The sequence below is a fragment of the Paraburkholderia rhynchosiae genome (assembly GCF_002879865.1).
GTDB lineage: Bacteria > Pseudomonadota > Gammaproteobacteria > Burkholderiales > Burkholderiaceae > Paraburkholderia > Paraburkholderia rhynchosiae.
In genome coordinates, this window is record NZ_PNXY01000013.1 from 124,558 (window position 1) to 138,596 (window position 14,039).

Sequence of the window (14,039 nt, forward strand, 5' to 3'; positions counted from 1 at the left end):
GAACCCGATATGAATTTGCTGCTTGAAGAAACCGTCCCTGGCGGCGGTCATACCTCGCTCATCGTCAAACGCGGACAGTCGCTTCGCATCACGGACCTGCGCGGTGGCGCAAACGTCAGCGTCATGATGGTCAATGCAACGGAAAAGAGCGAGCGGCTCAATCTGCCTGATTCGCTCAAGTGCCAGCACACCGCGAAGCTAACGACGGGTCACTGCCTCTATTCGGACATGGGGCGCGTTCTCGCTGCCATCGTGGCAGACACCTGCGGCTGGCATGACAGCATTGGCGGCGTATCGAACGCTGATGAGGTTTTCGAGCAATACGGCAGCGGTCGCTACCAGGAGTTGCGCAACTCCTTCTATCGCAACGGCACCGACAACCTGCTCGTCGAAATGAGCAAGTGGGGGCTCACCATCTCCGATTTGCTGATGACGCTGAACCTCTTCAGTCGTATCGACGTTAGCGACGCGGGAACGCTCAGCTTCGTGACGGGCAACTCGAAGGCCGGCGATTACGTTGAGCTATATGCGCCGATGAACACGCTGGTCGTGCTCACTGCGATCCAGCACCCGCTCGACCCCAACCCGGAATATTCGCCGAAGCCTGTGAAGCTCGAACTGAGCGAGGCTGACCGGGGCGTGGCCGAAGTGTGTCGGACCGCATGCGATGAGAATGTGCGCGGCTTTATCAACACCGAACGATTCTTCCTCTGAGCGGGGACTACTCATGACTAGTACACTTGTTGTCAGTGACAAACGTCCCGAAACCGCGTCTTTCCGTCAGACCGTCGCGGCTGGCGAACCCTGGCTTCACGAGGTGAAGGCCGGGCGCACATTGCGCATTGTCGATCTCGAGGGCAATCAGGCGGTAGACACGCTTTTCTATAGTCTGGCCGATCCTCGCGAGCGTTTCGACCCGCAACGCACGTTGCGACATCAGAAAAGCCTGTACCTCACAGCCGGTTCCGTTCTGTATTCGAATCGCGGTAACGCGATGTTGACCATCGTTGCAGACACCTGCGGTCGCCACGATACGCTCGGCGGTGCGTGTGCGCAGGAGAGCAACGCGGTTCGTTATGCGCTTGAAAAGCGCTACATGCACAGCTGCCGCGACAACTTCCTGCGCGCCTGTGCTCATGACGGTCGCCTCGCTAAACGGGACGTCGGCGCGAACGTCAACTTTTTCATGAACGTGCCGGTGACTGCCGAGGGCGGCCTTACCTTTGAAGACGGTATTTCTGCACCCGGCAAATATGTCGAGCTACGCGCGGAGATGGACGTCATCGTGCTGATTTCCAATTGCCCGCAGTTGAATAACCCGTGCAATGCCTACAACCCCACGCCTGCGGAGCTACTGATATGGGACTGAAGCGTATTCGCAGTTATGCCTACTTCCTCTTGCTTGTTCGCTCCGGACGCTGCATGACCTGCACGCGCGAACAATTGAATCTCGCAAATCGCTGACGCGACTTCGGCCGTGGACGACCGCGGCTGCAAATTCCCACGGCGGGACGGCCCGCCTTCGAGTTTGGGTTCTCCCATGTTTGAGAAGATCCTTATCGCCAATCGCGGCGCAATCGCTTGCCGCATCCTCAGAACGTTGCGCGAACTCGATGTAACGGGAGTCTCCGTTTTCTCAGAAGCCGACAGGGGGAGCCGTCACGTGAGCGAAGCGCCGATTGCGCATGAACTGGGAGACGGCCCCGCAGCAATGACGTACCTCGACTCGACGAAGATCCTTGAGGTTGCGCGTCGCGAAGGCGTGCAGGCTATCCATCCAGGGTATGGGTTCCTGTCCGAGAACGCGGCTTTCGGCGAGGCATGTGAAGCAGCGGGTATCGCGTTTATCGGCCCGACGCCCGCGCAGTTGCGAGTATTCGGTCTTAAACATACGGCTCGCGAAATCGCCGGTAATGAGGGCGTGCCGATGCTCAACGGCACCGGCTTGCTGGAAGACTTGCCCGCAGCGCTCAAGGCAGCCGAAACCATTGGTTATCCGGTGATGTTGAAAAGCACTGCCGGCGGTGGCGGTATCGGCATGCGAGTGTGTTGGCATGCGGACGAACTCGGTGCGCATTTCGATGCTGTCAAACGCCTGGGCGAAAACAACTTCAGCGATTCGGGCGTGTTCATCGAGAAGTACATCGAAAGGGCCAGGCATCTCGAAGTTCAGATTTTCGGCGACGGAAAAGGAGACGCGATCGCGCTCGGCGTGCGCGACTGCTCGGTACAGCGGCGCAATCAGAAGGTGCTGGAGGAAACCCCCGCGCCCTGCTTGCCGGAAGGCATAGCCGAAGCGTTGTGCGACGCGGCGCTCAAGCTCGCGAAGGCGGTCGATTATCGCTCTGCCGGTACGGTCGAGTTCGTGTACGACAGTGCGGCCCAGCAGTTCTACTTCCTGGAAGTGAACACGCGTCTGCAGGTGGAGCATGGTGTGACAGAACAGGTCTGGGGTGTCGACCTTGTTCGATGGATGATTGAATTGGCGGCTGGAACACTTGCACCTCTGAGTGAGCTCGCCGCAGGTCTAGCACCGCGCGGCCATGCGATTCAGGCTCGACTTTACGCTGAAGATCCGGGCCGCGATTTCATACCGAGTCCGGGCCTTCTGACCGAGGTTGCTTTTCCGCAGGCCGACGGAAGTGCGCTGCGTATCGATACGTGGATCGAATCCGGTTGCGAGGTGCCGCCGTACTTTGATCCGATGCTCGCAAAGATCATTGCGTGGTCGCCGACGCGCGAAGAGGCGCGACGCGCGCTGGACGATGCGTTGCAGAGCACACGTATCTTCGGCGTCGAGACAAATCGTGACTACTTGCGTCAGATTCTCCACGACCAGCCGTTTGCTTCAGGCGAACCATGGACCCGCTGCCTGGAGGGCCTCAAGTATCGAGCGAGCACGGTTGAAGTGCTCAGCGGCGGTACGCAAACCACGGTGCAGGATTTTCCCGGTCGACAGGGCTTCTGGGCGGTAGGCATTCCGCCGTCAGGTCCGATGGATGACCGCGCCATGAGGCTCGGCAATCGCCTGCTTGGCAACGCGCCGCAAGCGGCTGCTCTTGAAATCACCATGAGCGGACCGACGCTGCGATTCAATACCGACGCCGTCATCGCCATCACCGGTGCGGATGTTCCAGTGCTGCTGGACGACGTCAGGCAACCGCTGAATACCAGCATCTTTGTCCCGGCGGGTTCGGTGCTGGCTCTCGGCGCGATTCGGGGCGCGGGCGCGCGCGCTTATATGTGCGTGCGCGGTGGCCTGGACGTTGCGGTGTATCTGGGAAGTCGCAGCACTTTCACGCTGGGTCAGTTTGGTGGGCATGGTGGCCGCGCCATTCGCACGGGCGACGTGCTTCACCTTTATCCCCTGCAGGATACGCAAGCTGGCGCGTCGCTCGCCGATGTACCGAAGCTGGAGAGCGTTCGCACGATACGCGTGATCTACGGTCCGCACGGCGCGCCGGAGTACTTCAGTGCCGGCTACATCGAGCAGTTCCTCGATACGGAGTGGGAGATACATTTCAATTCGAGTCGTACCGGTGTGCGCCTTATCGGACCGAAGCCAAAGTGGGCGCGCGAAGACGGTGGAGAAGCCGGGCTGCACCCGTCGAACATTCACGACAATCCCTATGCGGTGGGTGCCGTCGATTTCACTGGCGACATGCCTGTGATTCTCGGGCCCGACGGTCCGAGCCTCGGTGGCTTCGTCTGTCCGGTGACGATTATTGAGGCCGACCTTTGGCACATCGGCCAGCTAAAGGCCGGCGACAAGGTTCGTTTCATACCCGTAGAAATCGGGCATGCGCGCGAAGCGGCACGCGAGCGCAACCGCGAGCTGGAGAGCCTCGAGATTGGGCAATGCGCGCCAATCGGGAGACGCTCGTCGCTGACGTCTCCCATTGTTCTCGACACGGGCTCTGCTGACGAAAGGCTCGCGGCACGCTTGTCCGGCGACACGCATCTTCTCCTGGAGATTGGTCCGCCGGAACTCGACCTCGTTTCGCGTTTTCGCGGGCATGCACTGATGCAGACACTGGAAGCGAAAGCGCTGCCGGGCATGATCGACCTCACGCCGGGGATACGTTCGCTTCAGATTCACTATCGGCCAGAGGATGTGTCTCTTACTGAACTGCTTGGCATCGTAGAACAGGCCTGGGAACGCGTCCTGTTGATGAAAGACCTTCGCGTGCCTTCGCGCGTCGTCCATATTCCTCTTTCATGGGACGACCCCGCGTGCCAACTCGCGATTGAAAAGTATATGACCACCGTACGCAAAGATGCGCCCTGGTGCCCAAGCAACCTCGAATTCATCCGGCGGATCAACGACCTCGAGTCTATCGATGCAGTCAAGCGCATCGTCTTCGACGCGAACTATCTCGTGATGGGGCTAGGCGACGTGTACCTGGGCGCACCGGTCGCGACGCCGCTCGATCCGCGTCACCGTCTCGTGACCACCAAGTACAACCCGGCGCGCACGTGGACTGCGGAGAATTCGGTGGGCATCGGCGGCGCATATCTCTGCGTGTACGGAATGGAAGGGCCGGGCGGCTATCAATTCGTGGGCCGCACGCTGCAGATGTGGAATCGCTACCGCAACGTCGCGGACTTCGCCGGGCAGCACTACTTACTGCGCTTCTTTGACCAGATCCGCTTCTACGAAGTCTCGCCAGAAGAACTGCTGCGCATTCGCGCTGACTTTCCGCTCGGACGCTACCCGCTGCGGATCGAGGAATCGGAGCTTTCTCTGCCGGACTATCAGGCGTTTGTTGCGAGCGAATCTGCCAGTATCGACGAGTTCCGGTTCCGACAACGGGTCGCGTTCGAAGCCGAGCGTGAGCGCTGGCGTGAAGCGGGTACATTGGAAGAGGCAATCGAGGCACCCGTGGCCGAAGATGCGCAACTGGCTCCTCTCGAAGATGGCGAGGTGGCAGTGGACAGTGAGATTGCCGGCAGCCTCTGGCAGGTGAAGGTAAGGACTGGCGACGTAGTTGCCGCAAATGACGTACTGGTTATCATCGAGTCGATGAAAATGGAGATATCGGTGTGTGCTCCGTGCGCTGGAACGGTCGGCGAAATCTACGTGGGTCCTGGCTCGCCCGTGCGCGCGGGGCAACGGATCGCAGTCATTGAACGTCACTGAATACGAGGACACACAGCCATGTCGTCATTTGACCTACGCCTTCCGGCACTGCGGAATGCATACCTTGCTGGCACTCTTGCGCCTCATACTCTCGTGAATGAGCTTCTTGCGAAAGCCGCGGACCTGAATGCAGAGTTCAACCTCTTCATTCATCTTCTGAGCGAAGAAGAAGTCGCGCCGTATCTCGATTGGCTCGCCAGGCAAGACATTGCCAACCTGCCGCTTTACGGCATTCCATTCGCCATCAAGGACAATATCGACCTCGCCGGTATCCAGACCACGGCTGCGTGCCCAGCTTTCGCGTACACGCCTTCTGAATCGGCGACGCTGGTCGCGCAACTGATTGCGCTCGGCGCCATACCGCTGGGGAAGACCAATCTCGATCAGTTCGCTACCGGTCTTAACGGCACTCGCTCGCCTTATGGAAAGTGCCGCAACAGCGCGCATCCCGACTATCCCTCGGGCGGTTCCAGCGCTGGTTCATCGCTGGCTGTTGCGCTCGGTGTCGCGAGTTTTGCACTTGGTACTGACACAGCGGGTTCTGGCCGGGTGCCTGCCGGATTGAACAATCTGATCGGACTCAAACCAACGAAAGGTATCTTGTCCACCGCGGGCGTGGTGCCTGCTTGCCGCACCCTCGATTGCGTGACGTTCTTCACGGCCACAGCGGAAGAAGCGAGTGAGCTTCTCTCGCTGACTGCACTGACCGATCCTCGGGATGCATATAGTCGCAAGAATCCGCAGTGGAATTGCGCGCAAGCATTCGGCGCGCCGGCCGCTTTCCGATTCGGCGTTCCTTTGCAACTGGAGTTTGCGGGATGCGCGGAGAGTCCGGCGCTGTTCGCCGCGGCTCGCGCGATGCTGGAAGCGGCAGGCGGCGAGGCTGTCGAGATCGATTTCGCGCCGTTCGTTGAAGCAGCAAATCTTCTTTATCAGGGGCCCTGGGTCGCGGAGCGTTACAGCGTGGCGGGCGAGTTGATGTCGACCAGGCCGGACGCTGTGCTTCCAGTCATTCGCGATGTGCTCGCCAAGGCGCCGGGCGCAACCGCTGTCGAATTATTCGAGGCGCAATATCGCCTTCAGGCATTGAAAGCCCGTTGCGATGCATTGATCGAGACACTCGACTGCGTTCTCACACCGACATATCCGCGCCCTGTGACGCTCGCCGAACTGGAGCAAGATCCAATCGGACCGAACTCGTTGCTTGGCTATTACACGAACTTCATGAACCTGCTGGACTACGCGGCCGTCGCGACACCAACCGCATTCATGAAGAACGGGCTTCCGTGGGGCGTAACCGTTTTTGGCCGCGCGTTTACCGACCAGTATCTGTTAGGTATTGCGGACCTTTTGCAACGGACAAGCGGCATCGAATGCGTTGGGGGTAACACAATCGCGCCTTCTGAGCGACGCCCCGCAACGAACGATCGAATGCTCGTCGCGGTATGCGGCGCGCACATGCAAGGCTTGCCGTTGAATAGCGACATGCTTTCTCGCGGCGCGCTTTTGCTGCAGTCCACGCATACAGCGCCGCACTACCGACTTGCCGCATTGCCGGCGTCGCCGGATCGCACACGGCGTCCGGGGTTATGGAGAGTGGGCGATGGCGGCGTCAAGGTCGAGATCGAAGTGTGGAAGATGCCTGCCTCGGAGTTCGGCTCGTTCATCGCGACGGTTCCATCGCCGCTGGCTCTCGGCAAGATCGAACTCGCGGATGGCTCGTGGGTGACCGGTTTCCTGTGCGAACCGTATGGCGTTCAGTCGGGGACCGATATCTCCGAATTCGGTGGATGGCGGGCATGGCTCGCCCATGAGCGCGGCCTCAACGCTCGAGCGTCGAGTTTGGCTTGAGAGCCGTTCGTATCTCCGGGCTCTGATGTGATGGACGCTGCCGCCCTTCGTGGCGACTTTATACGCGACCGGCAGGAAGACGAATGTCGGGGGGAAAGCTCAAACAGGTTGGGTTCACAACTCAACCCGGTCGCACGCGGCCAGCTTTACCGTCAGCATCGTTGGGCGCAACTTTCTTGATGTCACTTCCGACCCAACGCTCCTCGGAAGCTTTCAGATGCGATCGCATCGCTGCTTCAGCGGCAAGCGGGTCTCCTGCTTGCAGGGCATGCAGGACTTTTTCGTGTTCCTCAACGGCAGCCATCCATGTCGCCGTATTTTCGGCGAGTTCGCTAATCCTCGCCCCGATCGGATCGCGTCTCGCGTCGAACAGATCGGCCACGTACCGGCTCAACATCGTGTTGCCAGCCGCTTGCGCAATGATGAGGTGGAACTGCCGGTCCGGTTCCAGAGGAGATTTGCCGGCGGAGGCGAGGCGATGCATCGCCTCCACGCTGCGCTCCAGCCGGTCCAGAGAGGCGGCTGTCAGTCGCGTGCTGGCAAGCACGACGAGGCCGCCTTCGATCACAGCGCGCGCCTGCATGATTTCCGTCGGGCTTTCGCCTAACACCGCCAGCGATCCTTCGCTTTCGTTTGCGGTGTCGCGCACGTAGACACCCGAACCCATGCGCGTCTCGACGCTGCCGCCGATTTCCAGGGCGATCAACGCCTCGCGCAGCGACGGGCGCGAAACACCCAGTTGCTGCGACAAATCGCGCTCTGCCGGCAGTCTCGACCCCGGAGGGAAATCGCCTCCGTGAATGAGGCCGCGAATCTGGTCGGCGACCAATTGGTAAAGCCGCTTTGGTTCGGTCTGTTTCATCTTGTTGCCGGAAGGAAAAGTGGCCCGATCGTCTGACCGAGCCCGCGATCAAGTCTACCACGCCGACTGGCGGGGTTTTCCGCATCGTTTTCCATGGAGGATACGGGTTTGTACTGGGTAAGGCCAATGAAAACAACGCATAAATTGGCTTGACCAGATGCGCGATTTATTCTCTAATCTGCGTCAGATTGGCCTGACCAACACAAGCGCCGCATACAAGAAAGGAGACACGCGTGACAGATCTGAGCGCCGAACTGGCCCCGCGCGCAGTGGGCGGCCTCGCTGCAGAGGAACCCCAGGAGCTATTGAAACTGAGCGGGTTGGGGAAGCGGTTTCCCGGTGTCATTGCACTGGAGGACGTGCACTTCGAATTGCGCCGCGGTGAAGTCCACGCGATTTGTGGCGAAAACGGCGCTGGCAAGTCGACCCTGATGAAAATCGTCAGCGGCCAATACCGGCCGGATGCCGGCACGATTGTTTTTCGCGGCATGGAAAGGCGGTTCGCGTCCTCGCTTGAGGCACAGGAAGCAGGGATTGCAATCATTCACCAGGAACTGAATCTGGTGCCCCACCTCTCCATTGCGGAAAACATCTACCTGGCGCGCGAGCCCAAACGCGGACCGTTCATCGACCGCGCGAGGCTCAATGGCAATGCCCAGCGCGCGCTCGCCCGCATTGGATTGTCGTTGCCGCCCACCAGGCTGGTGGGAACGCTGTCGATCGCCCAGCAACAGATGGTCGAAATCGCCAAGGCTCTCTCGCTCGACGCCCAGGTGCTGATCATGGACGAACCCACTTCGTCGCTCACCGAATCCGAAACCATGCACCTGTTCCGGATCATCAAGGAATTGCGCGAGAGCGGGGTCGGCATTGTCTACATCTCTCATCGTCTGGACGAAATGAAGCAGATCGTCGACCGCGTGACCGTGCTGCGCGACGGACATCACATTTCAACGGACGATTTCGCGGCGACCAGCATGGAGGAGATCGTTGCGCGGATGGTCGGCCGGGCGCTGAATGATGCGTACCCGCCGCGCCGCTCGGTGCCGACGCAGGACGTGCTGCTGCGGGTCGACAATCTGTCGCGCGCACCGGCATTCGGGCCGCTTTCGTTCGAACTGAGGCGAGGCGAGATTCTCGGCTTCGCCGGTTTGATGGGCGCGGGGCGGACCGAAGTGGCACGGGCGATTTTCGGCGCAGACCAACCGGACGGCGGCGAGGTTCATATCGGGGGTGAGCGCGTCTCGATCCGCTCGCCTATCGACGCGATTCGCCACGGCATCGCGTACCTGTCGGAAGACCGCAAGAGCGACGGCCTCGCGCTGAAGATGCCGGTCGCGACCAACATCACGCTGGCCAACATCGAGGCGGTGTCGGGCCGCGCGGGCTTCATCCGCTTCGCCGAAGAAGCGGCCACCGCACAGCGTTATGTCGAAACGCTCGGGATCCGCACGCCGACGGTCCATCAACTCACGCGCAACCTGTCCGGCGGCAATCAGCAGAAGGTCGTCATCGGCAAATGGCTGTTTCGCGAATCGAAGATTCTGTTCTTCGACGAACCCACGCGCGGCATCGATGTCGGCGCGAAATACGCGATCTATACGTTGATGGATCAACTCGCTGCGCAGGGCATCGGCGTCGTGCTGATCAGTTCGGAATTGCCCGAGATTCTCGGCATGTCCGATCGCGTCGCGGTATTCCACGAAGGCCGGATCGCCACGGTCCTGGAGACGCGCCACACCAATCAGGAAGAAATCATGCACTTCGCATCGGGACGAAATCATGCTTGAAATAACATCCGAACAGATCACTACTGTCGACACGAGCGCGAAGCTCCGGCGTCGCGACCTGATCCAGAAATTCGCTGCGCTCGGCAGTCTGATCATGCTGGTGCTCGTCTTTTCATCGACCAGTTCCGCGTTCTTCTCGGTCGGAAACGGCATGACGGTCGCCTTGCAGGTGACGTCGATTGCCTATCTTGGCGTGGCGGCAACCTGCGTGATCATTACGGGTGGAATCGACCTGTCCGTGGGTTCCGTACTCGCGCTGTCCGGTGTGGTCGCCGCGTTGCTCGTCAAGGCCGGCGTGCCGATTCCTCTCGGCATGCTCGGCGGCGTGGTGGTGGGCGGCCTGTGCGGGCTCGTTAATGGCCTGTGCGTCACACGCATGGGTCTGCCGCCCTTTATCGCCACGCTCGGCATGATGCTGGTCGCGCGCGGTCTCGCGCTGCAGATCACGGGTGCGCGCCCGGTTTCCGGACTCGGCGATGCGTTCGGTGAACTCGGGAATGGCGCGTTGTTCCGCATCTCGCATATCGGAGCAGATGGGTTCCCCGATACGGTATTTCCCGGGATTCCCTATCCCGTGATCATCATGGTCGTGCTGGCGGTGGCCGTGTCGATCATGCTGACGCGCACCTCGCTCGGCCGTCACATCTACGCAGTCGGATCGAACGCCGAAGCCGCGCGGCTCTCCGGCGTCAATGTCCGGCGCGTCACGTTGTTTACCTATGTGCTGTCCGGGGTGCTCGCCGGTCTGACAGGCTGCGTGCTGATGTCGCGCCTCGTCACGGCGCAACCCAACGAAGGCGTCATGTACGAGCTCGATGCGATCGCCAGTGCCGTGATTGGCGGGACGTCCCTGATGGGCGGTGTAGGCACGATCTCCGGTACGGCCATCGGTGCGTTCGTCATCGGCGTGCTGCGCAATGGCCTGAACATGAACGGTGTATCGAGTTTCGTCCAGCAAATCATTATCGGCCTGGTCATTCTCGGCACCGTCTGGATCGATCAGGTCAGAAACCGCCGATAAAGCACATCGAATGATGTCATTCGAGAAGTCCAACAAAGCAGTGCAATCACCAACCCAAGGAGTGAGACATGAGGAAGACGTATCTGGCATTGGCCGCCGCACTTTTGACCGCAGCGACGGCGCACGCGAATGCGGCGGGCGGAGAGATCGCCGTTATCGTCAAGACGGCTAACTCGAATTACTGGCAGAACGTGCAAAAGGGCGCGACGGAGGGCATGAAAGGGCTGAACGGCTACACGATGACGTTTCAGGGACCGGCGACCGAGTCGGCCGTGGCCGACGAGGTCAATATGGTCGAGAACGCGGTGAACCGGCATGTCGCGGCGATCGTGCTCGCGCCGTCCGATCCCGACGCACTGGTCCCGGCAATGAAGAAGGCCTGGGAGGCAAAGATTCCAGTTGTCCTGATCGATTCGCTCGTGTCCGATTCGGGCAAGCAGTATTACCAGTCGTTTCTCTCGACCGATAACGCCAAGGCCGGTGAGTTGTGCGCGAAAGCGATGATCGACCGGGTTGGACAAACCGGGAAGGTCGCTGTGATGTCGTACGTGGCTGGAGCGGGTTCCGAGATTGGCCGCGTGGGCGGGTTCCGCAAGTATCTCGCGCAGCACTCGAAGCTGCAGATTGTCGGACCGTTCTACTCGCAGTCGCAGATGGCGACGGCGCTCAATCAGACGACCGACGTGCTGTCGGCCAATCCGGATCTGAAGGGCATCTTCGGTGCGAATGAACCGACGGCTGTGGGGATGGGGCGCGCGTTGGCGCAGTCCGGCAAAGCCGGCAAGGTCGTCGCGATCGGCTTTGACGGCAACCAGGACCTGCAGGGCTTCGTCAAGGACGGAACCATCCAGGCCATCGCTGTTCAGGGCTCGTATCAGATGGGCTACAAAGGCGTCAAAACGGCGGTGGAGGTTATCGAACACAAGCCGGTTACGAAGCAACTGGATACCGGTGTCGTGATGGTCGAGAAGGACAACATCGATCAGCCGGTCGCGAAGAACGTGTTGTATTGAAGCGCGGTGCGGACGACGCCCGACGGCGTTGTCCGCCCTTGATGACTGCGCCGTTCAGGACGTGCGGTAAGGCGTTGAACGTTCAGCAACGAATCCCTGGAGGCGGAATTTCTGATGAAAGCAGGTGATCTGCGCGATCTGTCGCGTGGGGCAGTGCAACTGAGTGCACTCGGTATGGGCTGTTCGCAGCTTGGCGGCTTGTATCGCACTATGCCGCCGGAACAGGCGCGTGCGCTGATGGACGAAGCATGGTCGCTCGGTCTGCGCTATTTCGACACTGCGCCGTACTACGGGTACACGCTTTCGGAGCGCCGTGTGGGTAACGCGTTGTCAGCGCGGCCGCATAACGAATTCGTGCTGAGTACGAAAGTCGGCAGGCTTCTTCGGCCGGATCCGACTGTTCGATGCGGCGATGACGGCTGGGCGGAACCGCTCCCTTTCCGACCGCATTACGACTACAGCTTCGACGGCGTCATGCGGTCTTTCGAAGACAGCCAGCAGCGTCTCGGTATCGCGCAGATCGATCTGCTGTATGTGCATGACATCGGTCGAATGACACATGGCGATGCAAACGTCGAATTCTGGAAACAGTTGACAGACGGAGGGGGTTTCCGCGCACTCGATACGCTGCGTAGTGCAGGGCAGGTCAAAGCCATCGGTCTTGGAGTGAATGAATGGCAAGTCGTGCATGAAGCCATGCAGGAGATACAGCTCGATGTGACGCTACTCGCGGGCCGGTATACGCTCCTCGAGCAGGATTGTTTCTCGCCGTTTCTCGACAACTGCGTACAGCATGGGAATTCGATCGTGGCCGGCGGTGTGTTCAATTCCGGCGTGCTGGCAGGTAATGGCAAGTTCAATTACGGGGATGCCCCCGCCAGTGTTGTGTCGCGCGTCCGCCGGCTGGCTGAGGTTTGCCGCGAATTCGAGGTTCCGTTACCCGCAGCGGCACTGCAGTTTCCGCTTGCGCATCCTGCGGTTGTGTCGTGCGTGGTGGGCGCGCGGAGCGTCGAACAACTCCGGCAGAACGTCGCGTGGTTCGAGCAGACGCTGCCGGCCGGATTGTGGCAGGAGTTGAAATCGAATGGTCTGATTGCAGACACCGCACCTGTGCCCGAGGTCGTCCAGTGAGCCTGCGTATCGACGCACATCATCATTTCTGGCAGCTCACGGCGCGTGTGGGGCATTGGCCACCTGCCAGCCTCGGAGCGATCTATCGAGACTTTGGACCGGCCGATTTTGAACCGCTGCTTGAACAATGCGGCATTGACGGAACCGTGCTGGTCCAGTCCTTACCGGACAGCAAAGACACCGGGTTCCTGCTCGAACTGGCGGAGCGTCACTCTTTTATTCGCGGGGTGGTGGGATGGGCCGACCTGAAAGCACCGGACGCGCCGCAACAGATCAATGCTTTAGCCCGCCACCCGAAGCTGAAAGCGCTGCGGCCGATGCTGCAGGATCTTGCCGACGACAACTGGATCGACGACCCGGCATTGCGACCGGCGATCACTGCGATGATCGAGAATGATCTTGCATTTGATGCGCTGGTCGTCCCGCGTCAGCTGCCCGGATTGCTCGCGTTCGCGAGGCGTTATCCAAGCCTTCGGATTGTTATAGATCATGCGGCCAAGCCACTGGTCGCTATCAGGCAACTGGAGCCGTGGCGAACCGCCATGGAAGATCTGGCAAAACTCGAAAACGTACATTGCAAGCTGTCCGGCTTATGGACGGAGGCGTCGCAGGATACCGACATTGTCGCTTTCGAGCCCTACGTAGAAACGTTATTCCGGCTGTTCGGCACACATCGTCTTATGTGGGGAAGCGACTGGCCTGTCCAGCGACTCGCGACGCATTTCGGCGACTACGCAGGGTGGCTTGCCGCCTGTGAAAATTACTGTGACCGGTATGCCCGCGATGAGGATAAAGACGCTGTATTCGGCGGCAACGCTTGTCGTTTTTACCGGCTCGAAGAATAGGGAGAGTGTGATGCAACGAATGGGAATGGTCATCGGTATCGATCCTCAGTACATCGATGAATACAAACGCTTGCATGCACAGGTGTGGCCGACGGTGCTCGCCCGTCTGAAACGCTCGAATGTCACCCGCTATTCGATTTTCCTGCGGGAGCCCGAGAACCTGTTGTTCGGTTACTGGGAATACGTCGGAGATGACTATGAAAGCGATATGGCCGAGATTGCGAACGACCCAGAAACACAACGTTGGTGGCGCCTGTGTGGCCCGTGCCAGAAGCCATTGCCAAGTCGTGCGCCGACGGAACACTGGGCACGGATGGAAGAGGTCTTTTACCTCGAATAGTGTTGTCCCGCATTGCACTCGTTGACTTCGCCATGAAGAGACGAAT

11 protein-coding genes are annotated in these 14,039 nt (G+C 60.0%); 10 read left to right on the forward strand and 1 reads right to left on the reverse strand.

Annotation, left to right across the window (positions count from 1 at the left end):
- Positions 1–9 precede the first annotated feature (9 nt).
- From C0Z16_RS19400 to atzF, 4 genes are all read left to right on the forward strand, one after another.
- A complete protein-coding gene (locus C0Z16_RS19400; RefSeq protein ID WP_102633735.1) occupies positions 10–714 on the forward strand; it encodes an urea amidolyase associated protein UAAP1 in 705 nt (234 codons plus the stop codon).
- Between the two features lie 13 nt (positions 715–727).
- On the forward strand, positions 728–1,369 hold the full coding sequence (locus C0Z16_RS19405; protein WP_102633736.1) for an urea amidolyase associated protein UAAP2: 642 nt from the start codon (positions 728–730) through the stop codon (positions 1,367–1,369).
- A gap of 171 nt (positions 1,370–1,540) precedes the next feature.
- Positions 1,541–5,140 carry an urea carboxylase gene (gene uca / locus C0Z16_RS19410; RefSeq protein WP_102633737.1) on the forward strand — a complete coding sequence of 1,200 codons (3,600 nt, stop codon included), beginning with the start codon at positions 1,541–1,543 and terminating at the stop codon, positions 5,138–5,140.
- A gap of 18 nt (positions 5,141–5,158) precedes the next feature.
- Complete coding sequence (atzF, locus tag C0Z16_RS19415) at positions 5,159–6,991, forward strand: allophanate hydrolase (RefSeq protein WP_102633738.1); 1,833 nt, start codon at positions 5,159–5,161, stop codon at positions 6,989–6,991.
- A gap of 121 nt (positions 6,992–7,112) precedes the next feature.
- Here atzF and C0Z16_RS19420 read toward each other — a convergent pair whose 3' ends face one another.
- Complete coding sequence (locus tag C0Z16_RS19420) at positions 7,113–7,853, reverse strand: FadR/GntR family transcriptional regulator (RefSeq protein ID WP_102633739.1); 741 nt, start codon at positions 7,851–7,853, stop codon at positions 7,113–7,115.
- A 242-nt stretch (positions 7,854–8,095) separates the two neighbouring features.
- Between C0Z16_RS19420 and C0Z16_RS19425 the strand changes: the two genes are divergently transcribed.
- The 6 genes from C0Z16_RS19425 (at position 8,096) to C0Z16_RS19450 (ending at position 13,993) form a co-directional block, all read left to right on the forward strand.
- Positions 8,096–9,643, forward strand: a complete 1,548-nt coding sequence (locus C0Z16_RS19425; RefSeq protein WP_102633825.1) for a sugar ABC transporter ATP-binding protein — start codon at positions 8,096–8,098, stop codon at positions 9,641–9,643.
- The gene (locus tag C0Z16_RS19430) at positions 9,636–10,664 is read left to right on the forward strand and encodes an ABC transporter permease (RefSeq protein WP_102633740.1); all 1,029 of its coding nucleotides are present in this window, start codon (positions 9,636–9,638) and stop codon (positions 10,662–10,664) included. The genes C0Z16_RS19425 and C0Z16_RS19430 overlap by 8 nt, the downstream gene beginning before the upstream one ends.
- A gap of 68 nt (positions 10,665–10,732) precedes the next feature.
- On the forward strand, positions 10,733–11,677 hold the full coding sequence (locus C0Z16_RS19435; RefSeq protein ID WP_102633741.1) for an ABC transporter substrate-binding protein: 945 nt from the start codon (positions 10,733–10,735) through the stop codon (positions 11,675–11,677).
- Positions 11,678–11,791: 114 nt separating this feature from the next.
- On the forward strand, positions 11,792–12,808 hold the full coding sequence (locus C0Z16_RS19440; RefSeq protein WP_102633742.1) for an aldo/keto reductase: 1,017 nt from the start codon (positions 11,792–11,794) through the stop codon (positions 12,806–12,808).
- Positions 12,805–13,653, forward strand: a complete 849-nt coding sequence (locus tag C0Z16_RS19445) for an amidohydrolase family protein (RefSeq protein WP_175130695.1) — start codon at positions 12,805–12,807, stop codon at positions 13,651–13,653. The genes C0Z16_RS19440 and C0Z16_RS19445 overlap by 4 nt, the downstream gene beginning before the upstream one ends.
- A gap of 10 nt (positions 13,654–13,663) precedes the next feature.
- Positions 13,664–13,993 carry an L-rhamnose mutarotase gene (locus C0Z16_RS19450; RefSeq protein WP_102633743.1) on the forward strand — a complete coding sequence of 110 codons (330 nt, stop codon included), beginning with the start codon at positions 13,664–13,666 and terminating at the stop codon, positions 13,991–13,993.
- Positions 13,994–14,039: the final 46 nt, after the last annotated feature.